Source organism: Niastella koreensis GR20-10 (assembly GCF_000246855.1).
GTDB lineage: Bacteria > Bacteroidota > Bacteroidia > Chitinophagales > Chitinophagaceae > Niastella > Niastella koreensis.
This window is the reverse complement of record NC_016609.1, coordinates 8,076,789-8,103,269: the sequence shown is the minus strand read 5'-3', so window position 1 is coordinate 8,103,269 and position 26,481 is coordinate 8,076,789. Positions and strand designations below refer to the sequence as shown.

The window sequence follows — 26,481 nt, the reverse complement described above, 5'->3', positions numbered from 1 at the left end:
AACCGCAAAAGTACACCGATTTTTAATAGCTTTTGGTGCCCAACTAACTGTTCAACATTGTGTAAATGTAAATTAAACCATCATTCGGCGTGAAATGTTAAAACACATATGAGATTTTAACAATTCCAGCTGCATAAAATACGGGCCAAAAAAATAGGGTACTAACCCGTTGGCAGTTACAAGTTTATTTGATAATTTGGGGGAATACGCTTCAAAATCTTCCCGGATCTATAAAAAAACCTTAACCCGGCCGAATCAATATCCTCCGAATGCCTCTCTGATCAAGCTAATCTACATTAAGGTGCCATTTGCAGCAGTGATCGAATTGAAAGGATTTGTGTGTGTTTATAGTACCTCTTTAATCATAATAAAAACATTGTAGCGCCTTCCGGAAGCCGGACCGCTTTTTACCATTAATAATTGCCTGCAATCAGGCTGTTGGCATGCATTTACCGCATTAACCTGTGGAAAAACCAATCCTTTTTTAGAAAAGGCCTAACAAAGGCCTTTTCTTTTTCTAAATTTACTTTGTTACTTTTGTTAATCTTATATTTATAGAATGAGTATTAGTGCTATCGAAAAAATGGAATACAACACGACCAGGAACCACCTGGCGATGCGTGAATACGGAAGGCATATTCAGAAAATGATTGAATACCTGCTGACGATTGAAGATCAGGAAACCCGCCAGCGTAATGCTTATGCTGTAATTGAACTGATGGGATTCCTGAACCCTCACTTAAAAAACGTTGAAGATTTCAGACATAAACTTTGGGACCACCTGTTCCTGATCTCTAATTTTAAACTGGCGGTAGATTCTCCCTACCCCATCCCCACCAGGGAAACTTTAAAATCAAGACCCGGACCACTGCCCTATCCCAAACGCTATCCCAAATTCTCGCACCTGGGTAAAAACCTGGAGCTGGTTATCAACAAAGCGCTGAAAGAAGACCAGCCCGATAAAAGACAGGGGTTTGCCAATGCCATTGCCTATTACATGAAACTGGCTTACAATAACTGGCATAAAGAAACTGTGCACGACGATGCTATTCAGGGCGAACTGACCAACATTACCGAAGGCCAGCTCACCTTTACCAATACACCGTATGTACGCCAACACCGCCCCAGCGACAATCGTGACCGCGATCGGGACCGTGGTGGCTATGGCGACTACCGCAATAAACGTGGCGGCGGCGGCGGAAAATTCCAGGGCCGTGGCGGCCGGGATCGTGATGACCGTGGCGGCGGCGGTGGACGTGATAACCGCAACGACCGCGGCGGTAAGTTCAAGAAACGCTATAAATAAGTTGACAAGTTGATAGGGTTTACAAGTTTACAAGGCAAAGGCAATTCTACTTCGATTTAATATCAGCCATTCGGTCAGAAATGGCAGGAAGGCAAAAGAATAAAATAATAACCCCGGCAGTAAAACCTATTGTCGGGGTTTTATATTTGCAGCTTATTATTCCGTTTGGTAATAAAAACCCAGGAAACAGTAACTATGAATTCCTTTGAAGTCATCGGTGGTAAAAAATTAAAAGGCGAAATTGTTCCGCAAGGCGCTAAGAACGAAGCCCTGCAAATCATCAGTGCGGTGCTGCTTACAGCTCAAAAAGTAACCATCACCAATATTCCCGACATTTTAGATGTAAACCTGCTTATTGAATTGCTGGGCGAAATGAATGTGAAGATCGAGCGCCCCCAACGCGATACCTGTATTTTTCAGGCCGATGCCGTGAATGTCGATTACCTGCGCAGTGATGCCTACAAACAAAAAAGCGGTCGCCTTCGCGGCTCCGTTATGCTGGCCGGCCCCATGCTGGCCCGCTTCAGAAAAGCGTATATCCCCAAACCCGGTGGCGATAAGATCGGCCGCCGCAGACTGGATACCCATATTATTGGCTTTGAAAAACTGGGCGCCGCCTTCAACTATCTTTCCGAAGATGGTTTTTTTGAATTACAGGCCCCTAACCTCAAAGGCACTTACCTCATGCTCGATGAGCCTTCTGTAACCGGCACGGCCAATATTGTTATGGCAGCAGTTATGGCCGAAGGCACTACCACTATTTATAATGCCGCCTGCGAACCCTATATTCAGCAATTGTGCAAGATGCTCAACCGCATGGGCGCTAAAATAACCGGCATTGGCAGCAACCTGCTTACTATTGAGGGCGTACAGACATTAAACGGTACCGAGCACCGCATGCTGCCCGATATGATTGAAATAGGCTCGTTTATTGGACTGGCAGCCATGACGCAAAGTGAGATCACCATCAAGAATTGCGGCATCGAACACCTGGGCATTATCCCTGAAAAATTCAGACAGCTGGGCATTCAGCTGGAGATCAGAGGCGACGATATTTATGTGCCTGCGCAGGAATCGTATGAAATTCAAACCTTCCTCGATGGTGGAGTGCTTACCATTTACGATCATCCCTGGCCGGGTTTTACCCCCGATCTGTTGAGTATTGTGCTGGTAGTAGCCACCCAGGCCCGCGGCAGCGTGCTGATCCATCAAAAAATGTTTGAAAGCCGTTTGTTCTTTGTAGATAAACTCATCGATATGGGAGCGCAGATCGTTCTTTGTGATCCCCACCGCGCAGTGGTAATTGGCCTGGGACGGAAACAAAACCTGCGGGGTATTCAAATGAGCAGCCCCGATATCAGGGCCGGGATCTCCCTTTTAATTGCTGCCCTGAGTGCCGATGGAAAAAGCATTATTCAAAACATTGAACAAATAGACCGCGGCTATCAGTACATCGACAAACGCCTGCAGGCATTAGGCGCCCAACTCAAAAGAATATAAGCAGGCAAACCAATATCCAACAACTCTAAACCATATACGCATACATGTATCAAAATAAAATAATAATCCTTACAGCTCCTTCCGGAGCCGGTAAAACATCCATTACCCATTTCTTATTAAGGGAATTTCCGCAACTGGCATTCTCCATTTCTGTGGCTACCCGTAAAAGACGCGAGAATGAAGTAGATGGGAAAGATTATTATTTTATGACGGAAGAAGAGTTTCAGGCCAAGAATAATAACAACGAGTTTGTTGAATGGGAAATGGTATATGAAGGAAAGATCTATGGTACGCTGAAATCGGAACTGGAGCGCATCTGGAACAACAAGCAGGTACCCGTACTGGATATCGATGTAAAAGGCGCCATTCATGTACAGGAGCAATTTCCCCGCACTACCCTGTCGATCTTTATCGACCCGCCTTCTGTTGACGAATTAAGACGCCGGTTAAGCTCAAGGGGTACCGAAACCGAAGAAAGCCTGGAAACCAGGATCAATAAGGCTTCTTACGAAATATCGTTTAAACATCACTTTTCTAAAATAATCCTTAACGACAACTTCGAAAAAGCCTGTGTACAGGCCAAAGAAGCGGTTCAGCAGTTTCTGGAAAGCTAAAACCAATAGGCAATAGACAATAAGCAATATGGGTTTTGAATTGTGCCCATTGCCAATTGCCAATTGCTAATTGAATATTGCTTATTGCCAATTGTTTGTTTATTTTCGTAGCCCAACTATGAGTTTACTTACCGGAATAGGCATTGTCATTGGTATTGTGTTTCTGCTGCTCGCATATTTTGCAGGCATTGAAGTGGCATTTACCTCGGCCAACCGGTTGAATATTGAATTAAAAAAGAAACAGGGTTCCAATGCCGGTATTTTATTGTCGAACCTGTTTGATAACCCTTCCCGCTTTATAGGCACCAATGTAGTTGGGTTCAGCTTTTTTCTCACCTTCCTGGTATTGCTGATGTCTATGTTCCTGAACGAATGGGTGCATTGGGATACCATGGATATTACCGCAAAGTCGTTTATCAGTTTCTTCAAGCTGTTTTCGGAGATCGTGGTTTCCTGGCTGCTGATCATTATACTGGGCGAATGCATTCCAAAAGCTATTTTCAAGGCTAAAAGCGATTCCCTGCTGTCTTTTTCAGCCCGCGTAGGGCTGCTGGGGCTGTTTGATAATTTATTTTATTGGATAGCGGCCGCCTTTGTAAGGCTGTCGATCTTTATCCTGAACGTGATCTTCGATATGCGTATCGACAAGCGGAAAGAGCCTTTTTCGCGCAGCGATCTCGATCACTTTTTTCAGCAAACCAGTGAATACAGCAGCGAAGGCGCCGATATGAACACGGAGCTGTTCGAGAATGCCCTGTCGTTACCCAAAATAAAGGTGCGTGAATGCCTGGTGCCCCGGAAGGAAATTGAGGCTATTGAGTTGAATACCACCGTGGAGGAGGCCCGCAAAAAGTTTATTTCAACGCGGTTGAGCAAACTCATTGTGTACGGTGGCAATATCGACCAGATCCTGGGTTATATTCACCAGCTCGATCTGTTTAAACAACCCGATCATGTAAAGGAGATCCTGCTGCCCATTCCCGCCATTCCGGAGAGTATGAGCGCCACCGACCTCATAAATAAATTCACCAGGGAACGCAAAAGCATTGCCTGGGTGGTAGATGAGTTTGGCGGCACCGCCGGCATTGTTACCATGGAAGACCTGCTGGAAGAAATCTTCGGCGAAATAAAGGACGAATATGATGTGGAGGAGTTTGAAGAGAAAATGATCTCTGAAGACGAATATATTCTGTCGGGCCGGCTGGAGCTGGATTACCTGGTGGAGAAATATAAACTGGAGTTCCCCGAAAACGACTCGGAAACCCTTTCCGGCTTTATCATTCACCAGCATGAAACCATTCCCCGGTTAAAGGAACGTATTATCATTGGTAATTATGAGTTTGAGGTATTGAATGTGAGCGATACCCGCATTGAAATGGTACGCCTGAAGATCCTGCGGTAGTTTGTGTGCTAAAACTTTAGTAATCATATACTAAGTATTCCTACCTACAATTTCATCCCCTTAACAACCTTTTGGTTGATTCCAAGCTCATAAGCCTTAAATTTGCCCCGCTTTCACTATTTTTCAGATATTTATGGCGATCCTATGGCACTAAGCTTTTTAGAAAGAAGGAGCAACGATAGCGAGATGACATTTATTGATCATCTTGAAGAATTACGCGGGCACATAATACGTTCGGTACTTGCTATTTTAGTTGCGGCGATTGTTATTTTCATTAAAATAGATTGGGTTTTTGACAACATTGTAATGGGTCCTGTACGCAACAACTTTGTATCGTACAAGTATATGTGTGGGCTCAGTCACTGGCTGCATATTGGCGATGCCCTTTGTATGCCACCCATCCCCGAAGGCTATAAATTATTGGGTAATACGGTTAGCGGACCATTTATGTCGGCCATTCAAATTGGCGTCATTGGTGGTTTCATCGCTGCCTTCCCCTATATTTTCTGGGAGTTCTGGAAGTTTGTGAAACCGGCCTTGTCGCCCAAGGAATTGAAATATTCCCGCAACGCCATCTTCTTTGTATCCATATTCTTCTTTTTAGGGGCTGCATTCGGCTACTTTGTGCTGGGACCTTTTACCTTTAACTTCCTGGCCAACTTTAATCTGGGTACGGCCAATATGTATGAATACAAACCAGCGTTGGACGATTACATCGATAACCTGGTGAACATTATTCTGGGCTGTGGTATTGCTTTTGAACTGCCCATTTTAGCCTATGTGCTCACCAAGATCGGGTTGATAACACCGGCCTTTTTAACCAATTACCGCAAGTACGCGTATGTGGTTATCCTGGTGGTAGCGGCGGTTATTACACCTTCACCCGACTGGACCAGCCAGATGATCGTGTTCTTACCATTGTTATTCCTGTATGAGTTGAGTGTGATCGTTTCAAAACGCGTGTATAAAAGAGACCAGGCGGAACAGGATAACTGGCAGTAATTAAATAACAAACACCTCAATAGATAACAAGCAGCTATGTTCGATCTTTCAAAACCCATTGTAATTGGCAGCGACCATGCCGGATTTGATTATAAAGTGGCTATTGTAAAATGGTTAACCGAAAAGGGCTACCAGGTAATTGACAAAGGTGTTGATGCTAACAAATCAGTTGACTATCCCGATTACGCACACCCGGTTGCCAGTACGGTTGAAGCCGGAGAAACTGCATTTGGTATTTTGTTGTGCGGCAGCGCCAATGGCGTTTGCATTACAGCCAATAAACACCAGGGTATCAGGGCAGGTTTAGCCTTTGAACTGGAAGTGGCCAAACTGATCCGCCAGCATAACGACGCCAACATCATTTGCATTCCGGCCCGTTTTGTTTCGCTGGAGTATGCCAAACAAATGCTGGAGCTCTTTATTGAAACCCCATTTGAGGGCGGCCGTCACCAGACAAGAGTAAATAAAATAGCCTGCGTATAAACGAAGCAGTAAGCATATAAAATTGGAAAAGGCCCCCCGAATAAACGAGGGGCCTTTTTTTACCCAAAAACCAGGTGCTGTGAACCTGATCATCTACTTGTATCTACTTTAATCAGTTACTGCGGTATTTATTATTCTTCAACAACCAGCTGGCGCTTTGATAAAAAGCAATGGCTTGTTTCACCAGGCTGTCTGTCAAAGGCTCCTTTTGCGCCTTACCGGTGGTAAAATCAGGCTTATACTGGTCAACCTTTTGTGTGGGCGACTGTACTATCAGCTCACCGTTTTTAAGATAACCAAGCCCCTGATAGGTGCTTATAAAAGCCCGTTCCTGACCTGCAGGTAAGGAAAAGATATCCTGTCCAAAAAACTTTGAGCGGTAATTGAATTTCAGCAATCCCAAAATAGAAGGCGCAATATCTATCTGTGCCGTCAGGCGATCGATCTTTTGCGGGGCAATATTATCCGGGCTGTAAATCAGCATGGGAATATGATACCCCGTTACCGGTAACTCTACACTGCCCGCGCTGCCCGCACAATGGTCGGCCACAATTACAAAAATGGTATTCTTAAACCAGGGCTTTTCACTGGCTTTACGAATAAACTGGCCAATGGCATAATCGGTATATTTTACCGCGCCTTCACGCGCCTGCCGGGAAGGTGGAATATCAATCCTTCCTTCAGGGTACGTAAATGGCCGGTGGTTCGATACCGTCATTACGTGCGAAAAGAATGGCTTGCCGCATTTATAATTGGAATCTAGTTGCTGCAGGGTTAACGTAAACAGGTCTTCATCGGCAACGCCCCAGATGTTGGCATAATGTATCTGATCGGGACGCAGTGCATTGCGGTCAATAACATCGTAATGGTTACCCGAAAAAAACACGTTCATGTTATCGAAATAACCATAACCGCCATACAGGTACTGGGTGATATAGCCTTTCGATTTAAATACACTGCCTAATGAAAACATGTTTTCATTATCGGGTCTTTTTACAATACTCTGCCCTGGTGTAGGTGGTATAGAAAGCGACAACGCTTCCAGGCCACGCACCGTTCTTGTTCCGCTGGAATACAGATTGGTAAACAAAAGGCCTTTTCCGGCTAAGCTATCCAGGCAGGGTGTAATATTTTGCTCATTCCCGAAAGCCTTCATAAAATTGGCGCTAAAGCTTTCCACGCTTATCAGCACCACATTCATTTTTTTCTCCGGCTCGGCATAGCTAACCTGGCGTTCTATATTGAACGGATCATTACTTACAAAATGCGCATTGGGCGTTTCCAGCTGTTTGCGTACAATGTTGAATGCTTCCTCATCGGGCAGTACCCGGTAGAACTTATAAAAATCCAGTTCGTTATGGGTAAAGGCCGTTCCAAACTCAAACAGTCCGTTTGCAGCCAACTCATTTGCATAAGCATTACTGCTGAACCGCTTCCATTTATTGGTTACAAACAAAAAGGTAATTGCAGGAAAGATCAGCAACAGCAGCGCTATCATACTCCGGCGCGAAAAGCTAATGGGCTGCTTCACGGAGCGGCGGACGTTCGCCCGCAAAAACCACACAATGGCAAAGGAGACGATCAATACGCCGGTTATGATCCAGCCCACGGGGTACGACTCCTGGATGTTGCCCAATACTTCGGTGGTATAGATCAGGTAATCAACGGCAATGAAATTGTACCGTGTTGAAAATTCATTCCAGAAGAAGTATTCGCTTATGGCATTGAACAACAACAGGAAGGTTACCAGAAAAATATCGGCAGCCAATACGTATTTACGCCATTGCAGCCGGAATGCAGGGCCTTTTTTGGCCAGCAGCAAATAAATCGCAAGCCGCAAACCAAACAGCACTACCACGCCCCAGTGCAGGGCTGCGTTGTATTCAGCAGGCACCAGTTGGGAAAATGAAAAGAACAGCATGAGCGCAGCGTACAGGCCAATTATCCACTTACGCATGGCTGGCTCATAAATTTTTTCGCTCGTAAACCAAAGGTGAAGTACAAAGGGTATGATAAGGTAGGAACTGATGGCCAGGTCGTACAACAGGCCAATACCAAAAACTCCAAGCAGGTTGCCAATCGTCCAGTCAAATCCTTTACCTGTATACAATAACAAACCCAGGCGGGTTACAAACGAAATGCCCAGGTTGATAAATACCAGTAAAAGGATGATGCCAAAACGGTGAGCCAACCCTTTTTGAAGCAGGGATCTCAATCGCAGCATGTTTCTTAATGTGTTCGAAATTGTTGATTAATCAATTAGCCTATAAAACCGGGTATTCCCGGAATCCCCTATTCCAAAGGGATGTTTCACAGAAATAAAAGTAGAAAAAAGCCCCATCCGCCAACTGGCGAACGGGGCCTGTTAACAACCAATTAATGGTTTCTACCAGCCTAAGATATAGGCAAATATGAGGGGAGCTACGATAGTAGCATCACTTTCTACAATAAATTTTGGTGTGTTGATGTCCAGTTTACCCCAGGTAATTTTCTCATTGGGCACAGCTCCTGAGTAAGAACCATAAGAGGTAGTTGAATCGGAGATCTGGCAGAAATAGCTCCAGAAGGGTACATCGTGCCATTCCAGGTCCTGGTACATCATAGGCACCACGCAAATGGGGAAGTCACCGGCAATACCACCACCGATCTGGAAAAAGCCTACGCCTTTGCCGCCACTGTTCTTCCGGTACCAATCGGCCAGGTAAACCATATACTCAATCCCACTTTTCATGGTGGTTGCTTTCATTTCGCCCTTGATGATGTAAGAAGCAAAGATATTACCCATGGTGCTGTCTTCCCAGCCTCCCACTACGATGGGCAGGTTCTTTTCAGCAGCAGCGATCATCCAGCTGTGTTTGGGGTCTATCTGGTAGTCTTTTTCCATTACCTTACTCAGCAACAGCTTGTACATAAACTCGTGGGGGAGATAGCGTTCGCCTTTGGCGTCGGCGTCTTTCCACAGTTTAACAATGTGATGTTGAATACGACGGAAAGCTTCTTCTTCGGGGATACAGGTATCGGTAACCCGGTTCAAACCCTGCTCCAGTAATTCCCATTCCTGCTGGGGAGTAAGATCGCGGTAATTGGGAACACGTTTGTAGTGATCATGAGCTACCAGGTTCATTATGTCTTCTTCCAGGTTAGCGCCTGTACAGCTGATGATGTGTATTTTATCCTGGCGGATCATTTCAGCCAGAGAAATACCCAGCTCGGCAGTACTCATGGCGCCGGCCAGTGTAACCATCATTTTACCACCTTCCAGTAAATGAGTTTCATAACCTTTAGCTGCATCTACCAGGGCGGCAGCATTAAAATGGCGGTAATGATGCTGTATAAATTGAGAAACAGGTCCTTTGCTCATGATCAGTTTTTTTAATGGCGCCAAAGGTAGGGAATCGGAGGTCAATTGCCAATGGCCAATTGTCAATTGACTATTGACTATTGGCTACTGACAATAAGGCTCCCCGATGAATCGGGAAGCCTTTTCTTTCCAACTAAAACCAACTATAAGAAAACTGTTGATAATTCTTTTATTTCCTTTCTTTTTTGTACAATTCCCAGCCTGTAGTTCCATTCGATTTAAGAATGAGCTTTTGATCGCTGTTCTCCAACGTTACATAGTACACATTCTCGTCATTGGAAGCCATTTCAAAAAGATCGGAGATCCAGTGCGTGCTGTAATTCTTTTTAAGATCGGTGAGCAGGTTGATGGGCAGCTGGCTTGATACAATATTGCGGGTTACTCCTAACAGGTTGCCGTTTTGCTCATAAAACGCATATACAACCTGGTCATTCAGGGTAAAGGTTACTTTTACAAAGTCTTTGGTGGTTGTAAACTCCACATGTTGCGCGCCGGCAAATTCTTTTCCGAAAGATTTAATAATTCTTTCATTTACTTCTTCTTTACCATTGGCAAAAGCACTACTGATGCCTGTTAATAAAACGAATACGCCAATGAGGATTTTGTTTTTCATGATGCTATTTTTTACTTTTTCTGAATGTTGGGCATAAAGGGTCATCCTGGCTATTTGGATACCCTGCCCGGTTTGTTTTTTAATTATTAAATGAATGTTCTAAGCGGTATGAAATATATGTAGCTGCTTTTCAAAAATTGTTACAGGTAACGGAGATTCTTTTTTTGGCTACGATACACTATATGCGAAGCAAAGAACTTTTTCATGGCTATACTTTTAAACGGGATCTAACCGAATACTTTATTGATTAGTCGACACAAAAGTAGCAGAGGTTACACTTACCGCATAAAATTTATGACTAATGGCGTGGTATGTTAAACAAGGTTAAACAAAATGGCCACCGGGCTGTTATTTCATCCACTGAAATGCAGTCTGGCTAAGCCTTACAGCCAATTGTTTAAATATTTCCTAAAACAAGGTTAAGTGATCGTTAAAATGGAATTGTGGGAATAGCTGCATCATAAATGACAATTTTTATTATTTCTTTTTTGCGTTTTTTCTACTGAAAACCCGTTGTAAAACGTTATATTGTCAATACATCAATTGTTAAGCATTTGAACTATCTGGCACATGCATATTTGTCTTTTAATCAGCCTGCTATCCTGGCAGGAAACCTTTTCAGCGATTTCGTAAAAGGGAAACAGGTAAACCTGTATCCGGAAGAAGTGCGCAAGGGAATTTTATTGCACCGGGCTATCGATTTTTTTACCGATGAGCATGCCGCTACCCGGGAAGCTAAAAACATTTTCAAATCCCATTACCGGCTTTATAGTTCAGCTTTTATTGATGTATCCTACGATCACTTTCTGGCCAACGACAGCCAGCAATTTACTGACAGTTCTTCCCTGTCTGAGTTTTCGCAACAGGTATACAGCTCGCTGGATAAATACGTAGATGTTTCGCCCGAACCATTCAAAAAGCTGTTTCCCTATATGAAACGGCACGACTGGTTATATAACTACCGTACCAGGCAGGGCATAGAGCGGAGTTTTGAGGGGGTGGTTCATCGGGCGGCTTATTTAACCGATAGCCAAACGGCTTTTAAATTATTTGAAGAAAACTACAACAAACTGCAGCAATACTATATTGACTTTTTCCCCTCCCTGCACCGGTTTGCCTTCGATACCCTCCAGGGCATGTAAAGCGGCATCTCCCCATTTACCCCAATTAAAATATATTTAAAACTGCCTGCCCCACGCAGGATTTTTTTTGTATAAACCGTTTAATAATAAGAAATAAGTTTTAGGGAATCTTTCTAACTTTTATTTTTGCCGATTAATTACTCCCATAGGGGATCTCCTGAACTAAATAGTCTTATTAAAATAAACGAAGATGAAGCAGTTGGTGGTTTTATTTCTTACAGTTTCCATAATCAGTACAACCGTAGAAGCACAATTTAAAGCGCCAGCCCTGGACAAATCGCCCATGGACATGAGCTATTACCCGGTCAATTTCCCTATTCTGAAGATCCAGAATAAAGCGACAGAACCACTGATGTGCCGCGTGTGTTACAGCAGGCCACAAAAAAATGGCCGGGATGTATTTGGCGATTTGATTGAATATGGCAAAGTATGGCGCCTGGGTGCTAACGAAGCCACTGAAATTGAACTGTATAAAGATGTAAAAATTAATAATGACCGCCTCAAAAAAGGCCGGTACACGATGTATGCCATCCCGTTCCAGGACAAGTGGACCCTGATCTTCAACAAGGAAACTGATATTTGGGGCGCTTTTCAATACGACGAAAAAAAGGATGTGCTGCGCACCGACGTTAAACTGGAAAAACAAACAGATCCAATAGAGGCTTTTACCCTGGTTTTTGATAAAACCGATTCCGGTGCCAATATGATAATGGCCTGGGACAATGTAAAAGCCACCCTGCCGATCACCTTTATAAAATAAAATCATGTACCAAACCAGGAACCTTATAAAACTTTGTTGTTTACTCTGGACCATTGCGCTTGCTGTTGGTTGCGACGGGCCCACTACTTCGGGGAATAATTCCGTAACAATCAATCCCAATGCGCCGGTAAACCAACCAAACGAAAAAGATCTTCAACCGGGGCTGGATAAATCGCCAATGGATATGAGCTATTACCCGGTAGATTACTCCAAATTAAAAATGACCGGTTCCATCACCGAGCCGCCGGTTGCCCGGGTTATTTACAGCAGGCCACAAAAAAATAACCGCACCATCTTTGGCGACCTCATAAAATATGGTCAGGTTTGGCGCCTGGGCGCTAATGAGGCCACTGAAATTGAATTCTTCAGGGATGTAGACATCACCGGCAAAAAGGTGGCAAAAGGCCGCTACGTTATTTACTGCATTCCCCAGGAAAATAGCTGGACGCTGGTGTTGAACACCGACCTGTATACCTGGGGGCTGAAGATCGATTCTACAAAAGACGTATATAAATTTTCCATTCCCGTTTCCAAAACCCGTTTTCCTTACGAGCTGTTTACCATGGAGTTTGAAAAAGCCAACAAGGGTATGCAGCTGGATATGGAATGGGATAGCGTAAAAGCAAGCTTGCCGATTACGTGGTAATTGCTATCTTGTTGTCATGTGTGGTATCGCGGGTATTTTAACTAATCAATCCGGTCTGCTATCTGTACAGCGCCTTGTGAAAATGACGGAGGCCCTGGCTCATCGTGGCCCCGATGGCGATGGGCACTGGATCAACGATAACCATACCACCGGCTTTGGCCATCGCCGCCTGTCTATTATTGACCTGAGCCCTGCAGGGGCGCAGCCCATGCATTACCTGGGCAGGTATACCATCATTCACAATGGCGAGATCTACAATTACCTGGAAGTAAGAGATGCCCTGCTTAAAAAAGGGTATCAGTTTCATAGTCAGTCAGACACCGAAGTAATAATGGCCGCCTACGATTGCTACCGGTCAAACTGCCTGCAATATTTTGATGGGATGTTTGCTTTTGCCATTTGGGACGAACAGGAACAAACCCTGTTTGCTGCCCGGGACCGGTTTGGCGAGAAACCGTTCTATTATTACCTCGACGATAACCAGTTTGTATTTGCCAGTGAAATGAAGGCTCTGTGGGCGGCAGGCATTGAAAAACAGATCAATGAAAAAATGTTTTTCAATTACTTCACCCTGGGATATACGCAAAACCCGGCTACAGCAGAAGAAACCTTTTATACCGGCATCAATAAATTACCCGCCCGGTCATTTATTGAATATCACGTACCGAAGCGACGCCTTACCCGCTCTTTATACTGGAACATAGATGTCGATTATACAGAGGAAGCAATTACCGACGAACAGGCCATCCGGCAATTCAATAGCCTGTTTACCCGGTCGGTGCAAAGAAGGCTGCGCAGCGATGTGCCTGTAGGCACTTCTTTGAGCGGCGGGCTCGACAGCTCCTGCGTACTGGCCACTATTCAAACCACGGCGCCCCGGCAATACAACACTTTTTCGGCCGTCTTCCCCGGGTTCAAACAGGATGAATCGGGCTGGATAAAAAAAGTAGCCGCCCATTTTACCACGCACAACCATGCAGTTCAACCCAATGCCGACCGGGTGATACATGATTTTGAAAAAATATGTTATCACCAGGAAGAACCGTTTCAATCGGCCAGCATCATGGCGCAATACTATGTGTATGAACTGGCCCGCCAACATGGTGTTACCGTGCTGCTCGACGGGCAGGGCGCCGATGAAATTCTGGCCGGCTATCATAAATATTATCACTGGTACTGGCAGCAATTATTCAGGGATAATAAAAACACGCTGCACCACGAATTAACGCATGCCCGCTCATTAGGCATAAACGAGCCCTGGGGCTTAAAAAACAAACTGGCGGCCGCCATGCCCACTTATGCCGGCTGGTATCTGCGCCGCCAACGGGCGCGCCAACAGCTACGCCTGCACGATCTAAGCAATTCTTTTGTGGATGAATATGGCGAATCCTATTACGACATTGCCCATTTTGACGAGTTGAATAACATTCTATACTACAACACCTTTGTAAACGGGCTGGAGGAGTTATTGCGCTATGCCGATAGAAACGCGATGGCCCATGGTATTGAAGTAAGGCTTCCCTTTTTGTCGCATGAGCTGGTGCAATTGTTATTCGCCATCCCGGCCCGCTTTAAAATGCGCGATGGTTATACCAAGTGGTTACTGCGCAAAAGCATGGAAGATAAATTACCGGCCGGGCTTGCCTGGCGAACTGATAAGATAGGGTTTGAACCACCACAGCAACAATGGATGCAGGAAGCACGGTTACAGGAATACATTCACGAATCAAAACGAATACTGGTAAAACAGGGGATGTTGAAAGCACAGGCCCTGGATAAAAAAATTCAGCCGCAAGAGGCTCACGCGGCTGATAATTACGACTGGCGCTATTTGGTGGCCGGTCAGTTACTGCGCTGAAATTTATAAAAACACCTTGAGAGCGTAGCATGCTTTCACACAACCAAGGCCTCAAGGTGTAGAACAATTTTCACCTATACTTTTTTGTACTTTTCAACTGTCTGGGTGTTACCGTCGCCATCAACCTTTACAGTATACCAGCAGTTATTATCTTCCAGCTTAATGTAATAAGCAATGTTACCACCAACGGTAACTTCAGTTACCCCAAACAATTTCTTTTTGGGATTCTCCTGGCTTACTTTATTCAGAATGTACAAAGGCAGTAGTTGTGGATTGTAGTAACGAAGGGAGCTGATCATATTCCCCTCTTTGTCGTAATTAACTTTAGACCTGATGCCACCGCTTACAAAGCTAACGGCAAAGTATTTGGGAAATTCTTCCCAGCGCACTTCTGTGGCGGTGCTAAAGGTTTCATTGAATGCTTTCAGAACTTTCTCGTTCGGATCAAATGGACTGAATGTACCAGATGGACTAAATGCATAAGTGCTTGTTGCTATCACCGCAGCGGTGAGAATGGCTATCACTTTTTTCATGGCTTATATACTTTTAAAAATGCGTGATTGATGTACCAAAAGTATAATGAAGAAAAGCTGAAGTCAAGACAATTGGTACCGGCGGAGGGGTCATGACAAGAAATACGAATGTTTTCGCACATTTTGCCCTGGTAAGTATATCCCCTTAACAGCTGCAATGCAGTCCTATTAATGGTTTGCAGGATGTTTCACTTAATTTCAAACCCGCCGTTAAGCTTCTGTTAAACTGGAAATCTGGGAGCAAAGGCGCAAGGTTAAGGGACCGGTGCGCAAGAAGTTTACTTTCAGGATGCAGAATTTTATAGAAATTTACGAATTGCAGGACTTGAGCCTTGACTCTTGTATCTTGTGCCTTCTTATCAATGGCCATACATTAAATCATATATACACAAGAAGAAATTATGAGAACAGGAACTAAATTCATCCATGCCGGTTCGGAACCAGATCCATCAACCGGGGCAATTATGACGCCTATTTACCAAACATCAACTTATGTGCAGGAAGCACCTGGTGTAAATAAAGGGTTTGAATATGCCCGCTCCCAAAACCCTACCCGGTTTGCGCTGGAAGAAGCACTGGCAGTAATTGAAAACGGAAAATTCGGACTGGCATTCAGCAGTGGCGTTGCCGCTACTGACGCGGTAATAAAACTGTTACAACCTGGCGATGAAGTAATTGCAGCCAACGACATGTATGGCGGCACGTACCGCCTGTTCACCAAAATATTTGAAAAGTTTGGCATTAAGTTCCATTATGTGAACATGCAGGACGCGACGAACATAAAGCCACACATCAATAAGAACACCAAACTGATCTGGACGGAAACGCCCACCAACCCGCTGATAAATATTGTTGACATTGCCGCTGTAGCTGCTATTGCCAAAGCAAACAACATTCTGCTGTGTGTAGATAACACCTTCGCATCGCCTTATCTGCAAACCCCATTAGACCTGGGTGCCGACATTGTAATGCACTCTGCTACCAAATACCTGGGCGGACATAGCGACGTTATTCAGGGCGCTTTGGTTATGAATGATCAGGCATTGCGCGATCAGTTATACTTTATTCAAAAGAGTTGTGGCGCAGTACCAGGCCCCATGGATTGCTTTTTGGTTTTACGCGGTATTAAAACCCTGCATGTGCGTATGCAACGCCATTGTGAGAACGGAGAAAAGATAGCTCACTTTTTACGCAATCATCCTAAAGTAGGTCATGTATACTGGTGCGGCTTTACCGATCATCCGGGTTATGCGATTGCCAAAAAACAAATGCGTGGCTTTGGTGGTATGATAAGCTTTACCTTAAAAGATGATAGTGTGGAAACTGCAAAGAAATTATTATCCTCTACCAAAGTGTTTGCACTGGCCGAAAGCCTTGGTGGTGTTGAATCACTGATCAATCATCCTGCAACCATGACGCATGCGTCTATACCACGCGAAGAACGCATTAAGAATGGCCTGAGCGATTCATTGATAAGATTGAGTGTGGGTATTGAAGACGCAGAGGATCTCATAGATGACCTCAATGCAGCAATAGGATAAGTGATGAACGGTAAAAAGTCAATTGAACAATTATGAAGCAGCCATCTTTAAAAGATTTTCTGAATCGCAAAGCGGAGGAGTACAACCAGCCTTCGTTTATAAAAGATGATCCTGTTTCTATACCGCATTTATTTACCAAACAGGCAGATATTGAGATCGCGGGATTCTTTGCAGCCATCTTTGCCTGGGGCAACCGCACCATCATTATAAAAAAATCACGTGAACTGATGCAGGCCATGGACCTGGCGCCGCATCAGTTCATGCTGCATCATACCGATAACGACCTCAAAAAGTTGTTGTTGTTCAAACACCGCACGTTCAATACCACCGACCTGCTGTATTTTATTGAGTTCTTACATTTCCATTATTCAAAACATGCCAGCCTTGAAAGCGCTTTTACACTGGGGATGCAACAAGGCGATGACACTACTGAAAACGGACTGGCCCGTTTTCACCACTACTTCTTTTCTCTGGAACATGTGCCGGCCCGCACCCGCAAACACATTGCAACGCCCGAAAAAAATTCAACCTGCAAACGGTTGAACATGTTCCTGCGCTGGATGGTGCGCCCCAGTGATGGCGGTGTTGATTTTGGTATCTGGAAAAACATTTCCCCCGCACAATTGATCTGTCCTATCGACCTGCACGTAGCCCGGGTGGCCAAACGGTTTAACCTGTTACCCCGAAAACAGATCGACTGGCAGGCAGCCATAGAGTTAACAACGCACCTGCGTAAACTGGATCCCCTTGATCCGGTAAAATATGATTTTGCCTTGTTTGGCCTGGGTGTAGTAGAGAAGTTTTAAGGGTGTTTACTTTCCCCCAAAATTTCTGATGTTATAAATAAAGCTCAGCAAAAAGTATTGTTGCAATACCTGCGTTTGCCTGTCTTCAATAAAGGTTTGCGTAATGGTACGCGATACGCCTGCATTCTGTTTTAAAATATCGTAAATGGCAAGCCGTAGCATGGCCTGTTGCTTTTTAAATAACAACACATTTGCAGCCGCGCTCCACATGGTAACGCTTTTACTAAAACCCTGCGCTATCTGGCTGTTATAATTGTATTGCAGGTTGTTTTCCAAAATCAGCCATTTAGGCTCGTTCCAGAAAGCGCTCAGCGAAAATGTTTTGGTATTGAACGACGCATCCTGCACCGATTGCCCCGTATAATGGGTTTTATTAAACCGGATAGTATAGGTGGGCATAATGCTCAGCGACTGTTTATACATTAAATTCAGCCCTATAGATTGCGACAGACTATAGGAATTGGCTGTTATGGGCTGCAGGTTGCTATAAGTTTTATTGCGGTTAAAATAACCATTGCTTCCCAGGTTCATTCGCAGCACCATGTCTCTTTTCTTCCAGGTTTTGCTGTACTGCAGGTTTCCCGATGTTCCAAAATTTCCGTTTACATTCACCGGCTGGCTGTATTGTTTCCCCACATCATCGAACCAGGTTTGGGTAATGATCTGATTCTGGGTGCTGTTAAAACCCAAACCGGCAAACCAGTAACTGTTACCCCTTGTTTCGCGCACCTGCATATTTACATTATGAAAAAATGAAGGCCGCAGATCGGGATTACCCAATTGCACATACAGGGGGTTGCTGTTATCGGGCACCGGTTGTAATTGCTGAATGGAAGGCTGCTGACTACGGCCGTTGTAATAAATACTTATGTTGCCGGTTTTACTGAAATTATACCCTACATTGGCCGAAGGCGTAAAGTTCATATAATACTGATGCAGCAGATTACCCGTAGTTATGGTAAGGTTATCCTGCGTTAAGAACTGCACGCCCGAACCAATAGCAGCCCGGTACTTATCCTTGTTATAAGTAAAGTTCAAATCGGGCGTATGCGTTATATTGGTATTACGAAAAGCATTGGTAAAGGCGGAGTCTTCCAGGTCGTATTTACCGGTAACTGCATTAAACCGGTTGGTGAACTTATCTGAATAATTATTATTCTTTGAATAATTATAGCGGAAAATGGCGCTGATGTACTTATTCAATGGCTCAGCATATGTGGCGGTAAAATTCAGCATTTTGCCAATGTTACTACCGGTACTTCGCTGGTTCACCAGGTCGGTACTATCGACCAGGTTATTCCTGTAAAAATCATTTTGACCAATATTATCACTCAGCGATGTCTGGTCGTTATAATTATAATTGATCCCAAGGGTAAGGCCGCGCCCCTGTTTGTGAAAACGGTGACTGATAAAAAACTCTCCGCTGAGGTTCTTGCCATCGCCTTTTGTGCTGAATGTATTCTGGCTGGTATTTATCAGCTCCCCGTTATCTGTTTTTGAATTGGCCACTTTACCATTTATCGAGTTACTTATATTGGTATTTACATTTGAAGTGATGTGAATTTCGGTCAGCGTATCGATGTTGTAAGAGGCATTCAATGTGAAGCGGTGGTTGCTGTAATCATTAACGCTGTTGTTATCGGAGTTATACCAGAAAGATGTATCGGGTAAAATGTTTTTCCGTTGCGATCTTGACAGGTTATCGGTATGGCTGTTGTTGTAAAAATAACTGCCGTTCAGTTTTATCTGGCGGCCAATGTTATCACTAAAGTTCATGCCACCCGAGGCAGAGCGGGTAAGGCCGCCTCCACCCCCATCGAGCGTACTGCGGCTGGTAGAAATATTAAAATCACCGCCTGAAATACTTCCCCGGTTGGTATTATTGGCGTTCCCGATAATGCTGAACTGTTTATTGCCGTTAAAGAAGTTCACCATACCGCCCCCTTCATACCGGTCGTTGGTGCCATAACCGGCGCTTACCCTTCCAAACCATCCCTTCTGCGCTTCCTTTTTCAGCGTAAGGTTTATCGCCAGGTCCTCATTACCATCGCTTGTTTTATTAAAGCGCGCCTCCTTGGTTTTGTTATCAACCACCTGCAGTTTATCAATGATATCCTTGGGAAGGTTCTTCAAGGCGATTTTAGGATCACCGCCAAAGAACTCCCGGCCATCCACCATCAGCTTCGACACCTTTTTACCATTGATGGTAACATTCCCGTCTTTATCAACTTCCACGCCCGGCAATTGTTTCAACAGGTCTTCGATCATGGCATTGGGCATGGTCTTAAAAGACGATACATTGAACTCGAGCGTATCGGGTTTTACCGATACCGGCGGCCTCAGCGCAGTGACCGTAACAGCTTTTAATTCGTTGAACGATTTAACCAAAAGAATGGTGTCGAGCACCAGCACTTTAGCATCAGCTGCCAGGCTTACCGCCATAGAAAACGGTTCATACCCCCGGTTGGTAATAACCAGGTTGCAGGCTGTGTTTACCGGAACGTCTTCGATGGTAAATTCGCCCTTACGGGTGGTGAGCGCATAATTGACAAGAGAAGAATCTTTGGCCAGGTAAACGGCCACTGAAGAGGACTCGAGCGATCGACGGCTTAATGAGTCTATAACCGTACCTTTGATGACCCCATAACGGGTTCGTTGTGCCTGTACACAGGTACTTAACAAAAGAAAGCATACAATTATCCCTGCACTCCAACGCATATCCTTTGAATAAGGTTAAAATGTTACTGTAGTGTGAGGGTCAATGAATGCTTGAGTATCCACCATTCGCTCCTGGTGTATCCCGTTGTAAATTTAGTCAATTGACGTCAGAAGAATAAAACCGAATGTAAAAATTTATTCGGGGTGACAAACCGGGGGAACGTTGATAAAGCAGGATAATTTTATAATGTAAAATGTACTTATTTACATACTTATGCATACGCCTGAAGACAATATCCTTTTAATAAAAGCCCGGTTGAGCGAAGATTTTAACCTTCCCGCCACAAATGATAAAGAGCAGCTGGCGAAAGCCCTGGCCGAAGGCATAAACCAGTTGATCCAAACTGATTTTGCACGGCTTATCAACATGTTATACCGGATAGATATTTCCGAAAAACTGCTGAAAGAAACGCTGGAACAGCAGGCAAATGAGGATGCCGGCCTTTTGATTGCCAGGCTGATAATAGAACGGCTGCTCCAAAAACAGCAAATGCGGGCACAATTCAAAACCCAGGACAATATTCCGGATGACGATAAATGGTGAATAATTCCTAAGTTCGCTCTATGAACCTGATAGAGGTAGCCAATTGGAAGCAGGCCCGCGAATTTATAGACCTGCCCAAAAGACTATATAAAGATGATCCGCACTGGATTTGCCCGTTGGATAGTGATGTGGAAGCTATTTTCGACCCTTCCCGTAACGTTTTTTTTTCGCATGGCCTATGTAACCGCTGGTTACTGGCCGACAAAAACGGCCAGATAATTGGCCGTATTGCCGCCTTTATAAATTACGAAAAGTCACATAAGAACCCCCAACCTACCGGCGGGGTTGGTTTTTTTGAATGTATACAGGACCAGAAAGCCGCCTTTTTACTGCTCGATACTGCCAAATCCTGGCTTAAAAACAAAGGCATGGAGGCCATGGACGGCCCCATAAATTTTGGCGAGAACGATAAATACTGGGGGCTGCTCATCCACGGGTTTAAACCACCCAGCCTGGGCATGAACTACAACCCTCCCTATTATAAAGAATTTTTTGAATCCTATGGTTTTACCAAACTATACGATCAGCTCACCAATTTTTTAGATGCCACTACCCCCCTGCCCGAGCGGTTTACCAAAATTGCCGACTGGGTTATGAAAAAGCCCGACTACAGCTTCCGGCACTTTGATAAATCGAAGTTCGACCAATATGCCGCTGATTTTCGTGAGATCTATAACGACGCATGGAGCAACTTTGAAAACTTCACCCCCATTGAAATGGGCACCATCAAGGAATCGTTCCGGCAAATGAAGGCCATAATGGATCCAAGGATCATCTGGTTCGCCTATTATAAAAACGAGCCCATTGCCGTGGTGCTTTGTTTACCCGACGTAAACGCGATCTTAAAGCACGTACATGGCAAACTAAACCTGTGGGGTAAGCTAAAATTCTTCTGGTACTCAAAAACCCAGCGGGTGGAGAGATTGCGCATCATCATCATGGGTTGCAAGAAAAAGTTCCAGAACCATGGTATTGAATCGGCCCTCATCCGCTGTTTACAGCTGGAGGTATTGCCGCGCAATACTATTACAGGCGTTGAGCTGGCCTGGGTAGGCGACTTTAACGATAAAATGATCGCCCTGCATGAAGCTACCGGCGCTAAGCAGGATAAAATACACCGGACTTACAGATATTTATTCAGTTAACACGTTGACAGGTTGACCCGTTAACGTGTTAACAAGTTAACGGGTCAATTTTTGAACATCAAATCTCTCACCTTCTCTTTATCCTCTTTTTCCTTCTTCAGATCGAACATGGTACCGAACACCCGGTCCCAGATAGTGGTGCTAACGCCGTAGCCTTTATTCTCGTCCTTGTAATGATGCAGGTGGTGGTTGCGCCACAAAGGTTTCATCCACTTAAATGGCGGATTCCAGGCGTGAATGGCATAGTGCATACTGCCATATAACAGGTATCCTAAAATAAAGCCCGGGAAGAACATAAACACGTTTTCACGCATTACCAGAAACATCAGCCCGAAAATGGCCGAGGCCATAATAAGACTGGGTACCGGCGGCAGGAAAAGCCGCTGTCTGTCGCGCGGGTAATGGTGGTGATTACCATGCATGGTATACACAAACTTTTGCACCCGCGGGCTTTCGCTCACCCAGTGGTACAAAAAGCGGTGTGCTATATACTCAAACAGGGTCCAGAAAAGCAGGGCCCCGATAAATGTAAGGGTAATGCGCAACGGAGTAAAGCCATATCTGTCATTGCTGAAATAGAGCAAGTAAATGATCACCGGTACATACATACCCCAAATAACCAGCGGGTGTGTTTTGGTGAGCATTTCAAGGTACTGGTTCTGAAACAGCCGTGCCTGTCCTTTATTATGTATCTTCTCAAATTTCATAAACCATATAATATGTGGCAAAATTACATAGTTTCTTCAAAAATATCCTCTGTTACACCATTCGTTTTCAACAACCGATAATGTTTGCCTAATGAATCCCCGAGAGAATACTGCCGGTAAGGCAGATCGTATTTTTCTGCATATTTCTTTAACAATCCAGTCACCTCGGGGTAATAAATGTGATTAACGTTCGGGAACAAATGATGTGCCACATGATAATTAAAACATCCCATAAAAAACCGGATGAACCAGTTATCATTCGTAACGTCATTGGTAGTGCTCAGCATGTGCATCATCCAGTGATGCGGCAAACTGTTCGCCTCATCGGGTAATGGAAACTCCGAACTGGTATTGGCATGCGGACTTAACAGCACCATTAATGAAAATACACTGGCCGTAAGCAGCATTATAGTGAACCCGGTTACTACCTGCAACCAGCTTACATCCAACACCAATTTGGGCAATACGATCAGGTAAAATAAAAAGAACGCCTTGAATACAAACAGCTTTACATATTCACCCCTGGGGATTGTGACCAGTTTCCAGATGGTTTTCTTCTTATTAAAGAAGTCTTTAAAATCCCGTACCAGCAACCAGTTGAACAGGTATAACGGATACAGCAAAGGCAGATAAATATGCTGGTACCGGTGAATAGGCAAGGCATTTCCAGTAGGGAAAATACGGGCCAGGTTACTCTGCTCGATATCCGTATCCCAGCCATTCACATTTGGATAATTGTGATGAAAACGAATATGCCGTTGCCGCCATACAAAGCTATTCGCACCCATCAGGTCGAACAGGTACACATACCCCTTATTTAATTTTTTGTTGGGAAAAATACTGTTATGTACCGCATCATGAATGATATTCAAAAATATCATCACGAGGAAAACACCCAGCAGGAAATAACCGGTGTAAAAAATACCGGGCTGGTTACCGGCCACCAGCATGGTTGTATAGGTAAAAAGATAAATGGCGGGGAAGAATACAGCTTTCAATAAAATGCTGCCCCGTCGTTTTGGTTCCAATTGCTGAACAAGAATACTTACATCCTGACGCAATTGGGAAAAAATGGCTTCATCGCCATTCTTCGCATAGCGTGGTTTGGTTACCTTTTCCATCAGGAATTCACTTTAGTTCTAATCCAATCTTAATTAAATGCTTGTCAGGGTACCGCCGTATAGTTGGAAAAGTTGATGCTATAAATTATAACCCCATTACTAAAAAATGGTTCGGCTATGTTTAATAATTTTGCATGCCTAATGCTAACACGAATTATGGTGATGACCGTTAGGGAAATTTTTCTACAGTTTATTGCTATTGTAATAAATTACTGACGGTGGTCAAGGTATATTTTCGTTTACGGAGATAATTGAGCAATGCAGGTAGCTGGTAATAGAATTTATCAGTTCGTGCTGGATGCGTACCAATGTGTACAAGTAGTATAAAGCCATTTAACCCAGTGAGGCTTCGCTGTTCATAGTTAATAATTGAATCTAATATTGCCGCACTACTGCGGAAATTCTTCATATCGGGTGTGGTATAATCTGCATTGCTGCAGGTACCCGGCGTATAATTCACCAGTTGTATTTGCTGTTGTTTGGCCCAGGCGGCGATAGAATCATTGTACCACTCATAAGGCGGCAGAAAATATGCTGCATCTTTTTTATTGATTCCATACGCAGCCATTGCTTTATAATTGTTCGCCAGGTCATTGCTAAATTGTTCATGTGTGACAAGCAAACTGTCACGTTGGTTCCAATCGCAATATAACAGGTGTTGGTCTGAGTGAGGCCCCAGGTAATTGCCCTGTTTTCGCAACTGCGCTATAACCTGTTTATTGGCAGTATTGCGATAAAACCGCCCGGTAAAGAAGAAGGATGCCTTACTATTTTGTTGTTGCAGAAAACGGGCAATATAAGCAGCGCCATCGCCATACTCGTCGCCGGTAAAAACAAGGGCCAGTTGTTTTTTACTGGTGTTACCCCTGGTGATGGCGCCGTGGTCGTGTGTAACAGTTCCCTTAAAGTTGCCGGGTTTCCCAATTTCTTTGGCGGCCAGTAAATAAACCAGAGAAGCCGTTCCATCCATAGTTGGTTCGTTGGTACTATAGTCGCCATAATCATCATGATACACTACCAGGTCGCTCTGGAAAGCGGCATATTCATCAGGTTCATTCAGGGTAATGCCAATAAGACTTTTATAAATTGAACCATACACCGGCCCGTCAACCAGTCCACCATCGATGGGGTAATGACCAATATGGGAAAAGGCCGAATGCGGGTCTGAGGGGGTATCACCACCGGCAGGCAGGCCATACACCATACTGGTGCCCCAGGGGTTGCAACCCAGCAACCAGTCAAAACAGGCCTGCTCCAGTTCGATATAAGTAGCATCACCACTCAACTGGCGGTACCAGTAACATTGAATGGCAAAGGAAGTAGTGAGGTTGTTACTGCACCAGATAAAGGGCACACCCCGGTAAAAGGCATTTTGCCGGGCCTTTTGCCAAACCCGTTCAATACCCTGTTTATAGTAACCAATCAACGCGGCGCGTTCCTTACCGGTTAACAATTTTGCCAGTTCATAATGCCCGATATTAATAAAAGGGTACCACTGGTAATGCCGGGCAGTATCTGTTCCCAGCCAGGGCGTTATGGTTTCGCCTTTGGCGTAAGTTTGGGCAGCTGCTAAATATTTATTATTGGCAGCGTGTAAAGCAGCAATAGAAGCACCGGCCAGTTCCATATCATCCGTCCAGTTATCTTCTTCATAAAAATAAGGCGAGCGCCCCGGTGCGGTTTGGCAAACGCCCGGTTTATCTACTCCCAAAGCCCAGGCCGATAAGGCCCGGTTTTGTAACAACGTATCCTGGAATAGCTGTGCCCCCAATGCAAACGCACTGGCAAACTTGCCAGCCGTGGAAGCCAGCCCGGTTGAGCGGTTTTTATACTTGCCAAAACCCTGTGGGGTAGCTGTACAAAAATATACAGGCCGTTCAAAGCCAAGGCCATAAAAACTATCTTCTTTGGGCAACCGCATTCCATGATGATCGCGGTCGTCGGCAATCTGGTTAAAAAGCCAGTCCTTTTGCGGATGCATTTTTAACAACCAGTTCAGCCCCCAGCGGGCTTCATCCAGGACATCGCTCTGATTATTTTTCCCCGGCAATCCATTTGCTAAATGCTCATCACCAAAAGCGTTGGGAAAATCGCGCGCAGCCGCCAGCAAATGCCAGGTGGCATTGGCGGAGGTGGTTACGTATTGCAGGTAATCGGAGGCATCGTGCCAGCCACCGCTTACATTTATATGCGTACTATCGGGCATGGGACCATACAGCGTATAGCCATCGTGCGTATGACAGCTGTCTTTCAAAAACGGATTAAACCCACTGCGCTGCTGCCGCATATAGCGTAAACAGAAATTGGCCGCGCCTTTATATACATCGTCGCCAATGGTAAATTCAGGCGATGTAGCTTCTCCTGCTTTTATCATATACCGGCCCGGTTTTGTGAAGGCGGTAAAATTCAACCGGGCCGTTTGAGTGAACGGTCCGTATGCGCCGTAAGCCTTACCAGCTTTCCCGGTAAAAACCGGTTTGCCGCTGGCTACGTCAATTATAGAAAACCCGGTAACAGCATTTTTCTCCTTGCTGCACCACACCGCTACCTTAGGGCTCACGGGTTTGTAACCTAATAAATTAATGCGCACCCAGCTGTTTTGTGTTTGTGCGGTAACGGTAAAGCCAATGGTAATTAACAGTAAAGCAATAAGAATGGCAGGTGTACACTTCATCATAC

The 26,481-nt window shown here is 44.7% G+C and carries 22 protein-coding genes; 14 read left to right on the top strand and 8 right to left on the bottom strand.

Translation table 11 applies throughout. The annotated features are described in order from the left end of the window. Nucleotides 1-559 precede the first annotated feature (559 nt). The 6 genes from NIAKO_RS32395 (at nucleotide 560) to rpiB (ending at nucleotide 6,307) form a co-directional block, all read left to right on the top strand. Entirely contained in the window at nucleotides 560-1,306 is a 747-nt protein-coding gene (locus tag NIAKO_RS32395) for a DUF4290 domain-containing protein (protein WP_014222718.1), read from the top strand. Nucleotides 1,307-1,501: 195 nt separating this feature from the next. Next, nucleotides 1,502-2,806 carry a UDP-N-acetylglucosamine 1-carboxyvinyltransferase gene (murA, locus tag NIAKO_RS32390; protein WP_014222717.1) on the top strand — a complete coding sequence of 435 codons (1,305 nt, stop codon included), beginning with the start codon at nucleotides 1,502-1,504 and terminating at the stop codon, nucleotides 2,804-2,806. 44 nt (nucleotides 2,807-2,850) lie between these two features. Next, nucleotides 2,851-3,420 (top strand): guanylate kinase, encoded by a 570-nt coding sequence (gene gmk, locus NIAKO_RS32385; RefSeq protein WP_014222716.1) that lies wholly within the window; start codon nucleotides 2,851-2,853, stop codon nucleotides 3,418-3,420. A gap of 118 nt (nucleotides 3,421-3,538) precedes the next feature. Continuing rightward, entirely contained in the window at nucleotides 3,539-4,822 is a 1,284-nt protein-coding gene (locus tag NIAKO_RS32380) for a hemolysin family protein (RefSeq protein ID WP_014222715.1), read from the top strand. Between the two features lie 186 nt (nucleotides 4,823-5,008). Continuing rightward, nucleotides 5,009-5,824 carry a twin-arginine translocase subunit TatC gene (tatC, locus tag NIAKO_RS32375; RefSeq protein ID WP_242675408.1) on the top strand — a complete coding sequence of 272 codons (816 nt, stop codon included), beginning with the start codon at nucleotides 5,009-5,011 and terminating at the stop codon, nucleotides 5,822-5,824. A 36-nt stretch (nucleotides 5,825-5,860) separates the two neighbouring features. Beyond that, a complete protein-coding gene (rpiB, locus tag NIAKO_RS32370) occupies nucleotides 5,861-6,307 on the top strand; it encodes a ribose 5-phosphate isomerase B (protein ID WP_014222713.1) in 447 nt (148 codons plus the stop codon). Between the two features lie 112 nt (nucleotides 6,308-6,419). Here rpiB and NIAKO_RS32365 read toward each other — a convergent pair whose 3' ends face one another. The 3 genes from NIAKO_RS32365 to NIAKO_RS32355 all read right to left on the bottom strand — a co-directional run bounded on the left by NIAKO_RS32365 (nucleotide 6,420) and on the right by NIAKO_RS32355 (nucleotide 10,281). Next, nucleotides 6,420-8,531 carry an LTA synthase family protein gene (locus NIAKO_RS32365; protein WP_014222712.1) on the bottom strand — a complete coding sequence of 704 codons (2,112 nt, stop codon included), beginning with the start codon at nucleotides 8,529-8,531 and terminating at the stop codon, nucleotides 6,420-6,422. Nucleotides 8,532-8,693: 162 nt separating this feature from the next. Further along, nucleotides 8,694-9,668, bottom strand: a complete 975-nt coding sequence (locus NIAKO_RS32360; RefSeq protein WP_014222711.1) for a deoxyhypusine synthase family protein — start codon at nucleotides 9,666-9,668, stop codon at nucleotides 8,694-8,696. Nucleotides 9,669-9,837: 169 nt separating this feature from the next. Next, on the bottom strand, nucleotides 9,838-10,281 hold the full coding sequence (locus NIAKO_RS32355; RefSeq protein ID WP_014222710.1) for a hypothetical protein: 444 nt from the start codon (nucleotides 10,279-10,281) through the stop codon (nucleotides 9,838-9,840). Nucleotides 10,282-10,835: 554 nt separating this feature from the next. Between NIAKO_RS32355 and NIAKO_RS32350 the strand changes: the two genes are divergently transcribed. The 4 genes from NIAKO_RS32350 to asnB all read left to right on the top strand — a co-directional run bounded on the left by NIAKO_RS32350 (nucleotide 10,836) and on the right by asnB (nucleotide 14,687). After that, nucleotides 10,836-11,423, top strand: coding sequence for an acyl carrier protein phosphodiesterase (locus tag NIAKO_RS32350; RefSeq protein ID WP_014222709.1), 588 nt, complete (start codon nucleotides 10,836-10,838; stop codon nucleotides 11,421-11,423). Between the two features lie 190 nt (nucleotides 11,424-11,613). Further along, a complete protein-coding gene (locus NIAKO_RS32345) occupies nucleotides 11,614-12,183 on the top strand; it encodes a DUF2911 domain-containing protein (RefSeq protein ID WP_014222708.1) in 570 nt (189 codons plus the stop codon). Nucleotides 12,184-12,187: 4 nt separating this feature from the next. Then, nucleotides 12,188-12,829 (top strand): DUF2911 domain-containing protein, encoded by a 642-nt coding sequence (locus NIAKO_RS32340; protein WP_014222707.1) that lies wholly within the window; start codon nucleotides 12,188-12,190, stop codon nucleotides 12,827-12,829. Nucleotides 12,830-12,845: 16 nt separating this feature from the next. Continuing rightward, nucleotides 12,846-14,687: an asparagine synthase (glutamine-hydrolyzing) gene (asnB, locus tag NIAKO_RS32335; protein WP_014222706.1), complete on the top strand. Its 1,842-nt coding sequence runs from the start codon at nucleotides 12,846-12,848 to the stop codon at nucleotides 14,685-14,687. Between the two features lie 74 nt (nucleotides 14,688-14,761). Here asnB and NIAKO_RS37410 read toward each other — a convergent pair whose 3' ends face one another. Continuing rightward, complete coding sequence (locus tag NIAKO_RS37410) at nucleotides 14,762-15,220, bottom strand: hypothetical protein (RefSeq protein ID WP_014222705.1); 459 nt, start codon at nucleotides 15,218-15,220, stop codon at nucleotides 14,762-14,764. A 401-nt stretch (nucleotides 15,221-15,621) separates the two neighbouring features. Between NIAKO_RS37410 and NIAKO_RS32325 the strand changes: the two genes are divergently transcribed. Together NIAKO_RS32325 and NIAKO_RS32320 are read left to right on the top strand one after the other, a co-directional pair. After that, on the top strand, nucleotides 15,622-16,761 hold the full coding sequence (locus NIAKO_RS32325; RefSeq protein WP_014222704.1) for a cystathionine gamma-synthase: 1,140 nt from the start codon (nucleotides 15,622-15,624) through the stop codon (nucleotides 16,759-16,761). A 32-nt stretch (nucleotides 16,762-16,793) separates the two neighbouring features. After that, nucleotides 16,794-17,567, top strand: a complete 774-nt coding sequence (locus NIAKO_RS32320; protein WP_014222703.1) for a TIGR02757 family protein — start codon at nucleotides 16,794-16,796, stop codon at nucleotides 17,565-17,567. Between the two features lie 6 nt (nucleotides 17,568-17,573). Here NIAKO_RS32320 and NIAKO_RS32315 read toward each other — a convergent pair whose 3' ends face one another. Then, nucleotides 17,574-20,285: an outer membrane beta-barrel protein gene (locus NIAKO_RS32315; protein WP_014222702.1), complete on the bottom strand. Its 2,712-nt coding sequence runs from the start codon at nucleotides 20,283-20,285 to the stop codon at nucleotides 17,574-17,576. A gap of 214 nt (nucleotides 20,286-20,499) precedes the next feature. Here NIAKO_RS32315 and NIAKO_RS32310 point away from each other — a divergent pair, with 214 nt between their 5' ends. Both NIAKO_RS32310 and NIAKO_RS32305 read left to right on the top strand, forming a co-directional pair. Further along, entirely contained in the window at nucleotides 20,500-20,829 is a 330-nt protein-coding gene (locus NIAKO_RS32310; protein WP_014222701.1) for a hypothetical protein, read from the top strand. A gap of 20 nt (nucleotides 20,830-20,849) precedes the next feature. Beyond that, the gene (locus NIAKO_RS32305; RefSeq protein WP_014222700.1) at nucleotides 20,850-21,974 is read left to right on the top strand and encodes a hypothetical protein; all 1,125 of its coding nucleotides are present in this window, start codon (nucleotides 20,850-20,852) and stop codon (nucleotides 21,972-21,974) included. A gap of 44 nt (nucleotides 21,975-22,018) precedes the next feature. Here NIAKO_RS32305 and NIAKO_RS32300 read toward each other — a convergent pair whose 3' ends face one another. The 3 genes from NIAKO_RS32300 to NIAKO_RS32290 all read right to left on the bottom strand — a co-directional run bounded on the left by NIAKO_RS32300 (nucleotide 22,019) and on the right by NIAKO_RS32290 (nucleotide 26,479). Next, nucleotides 22,019-22,681 (bottom strand): sterol desaturase family protein, encoded by a 663-nt coding sequence (locus NIAKO_RS32300; RefSeq protein ID WP_014222699.1) that lies wholly within the window; start codon nucleotides 22,679-22,681, stop codon nucleotides 22,019-22,021. A 23-nt stretch (nucleotides 22,682-22,704) separates the two neighbouring features. After that, complete coding sequence (locus NIAKO_RS32295; protein WP_014222698.1) at nucleotides 22,705-23,802, bottom strand: fatty acid desaturase family protein; 1,098 nt, start codon at nucleotides 23,800-23,802, stop codon at nucleotides 22,705-22,707. A gap of 196 nt (nucleotides 23,803-23,998) precedes the next feature. Beyond that, the gene (locus NIAKO_RS32290) at nucleotides 23,999-26,479 is read right to left on the bottom strand and encodes a bifunctional glycoside hydrolase family 9 protein/polysaccharide deacetylase (protein WP_014222697.1); all 2,481 of its coding nucleotides are present in this window, start codon (nucleotides 26,477-26,479) and stop codon (nucleotides 23,999-24,001) included. Between the last annotated feature and the right edge of the window lie 2 nt (nucleotides 26,480-26,481).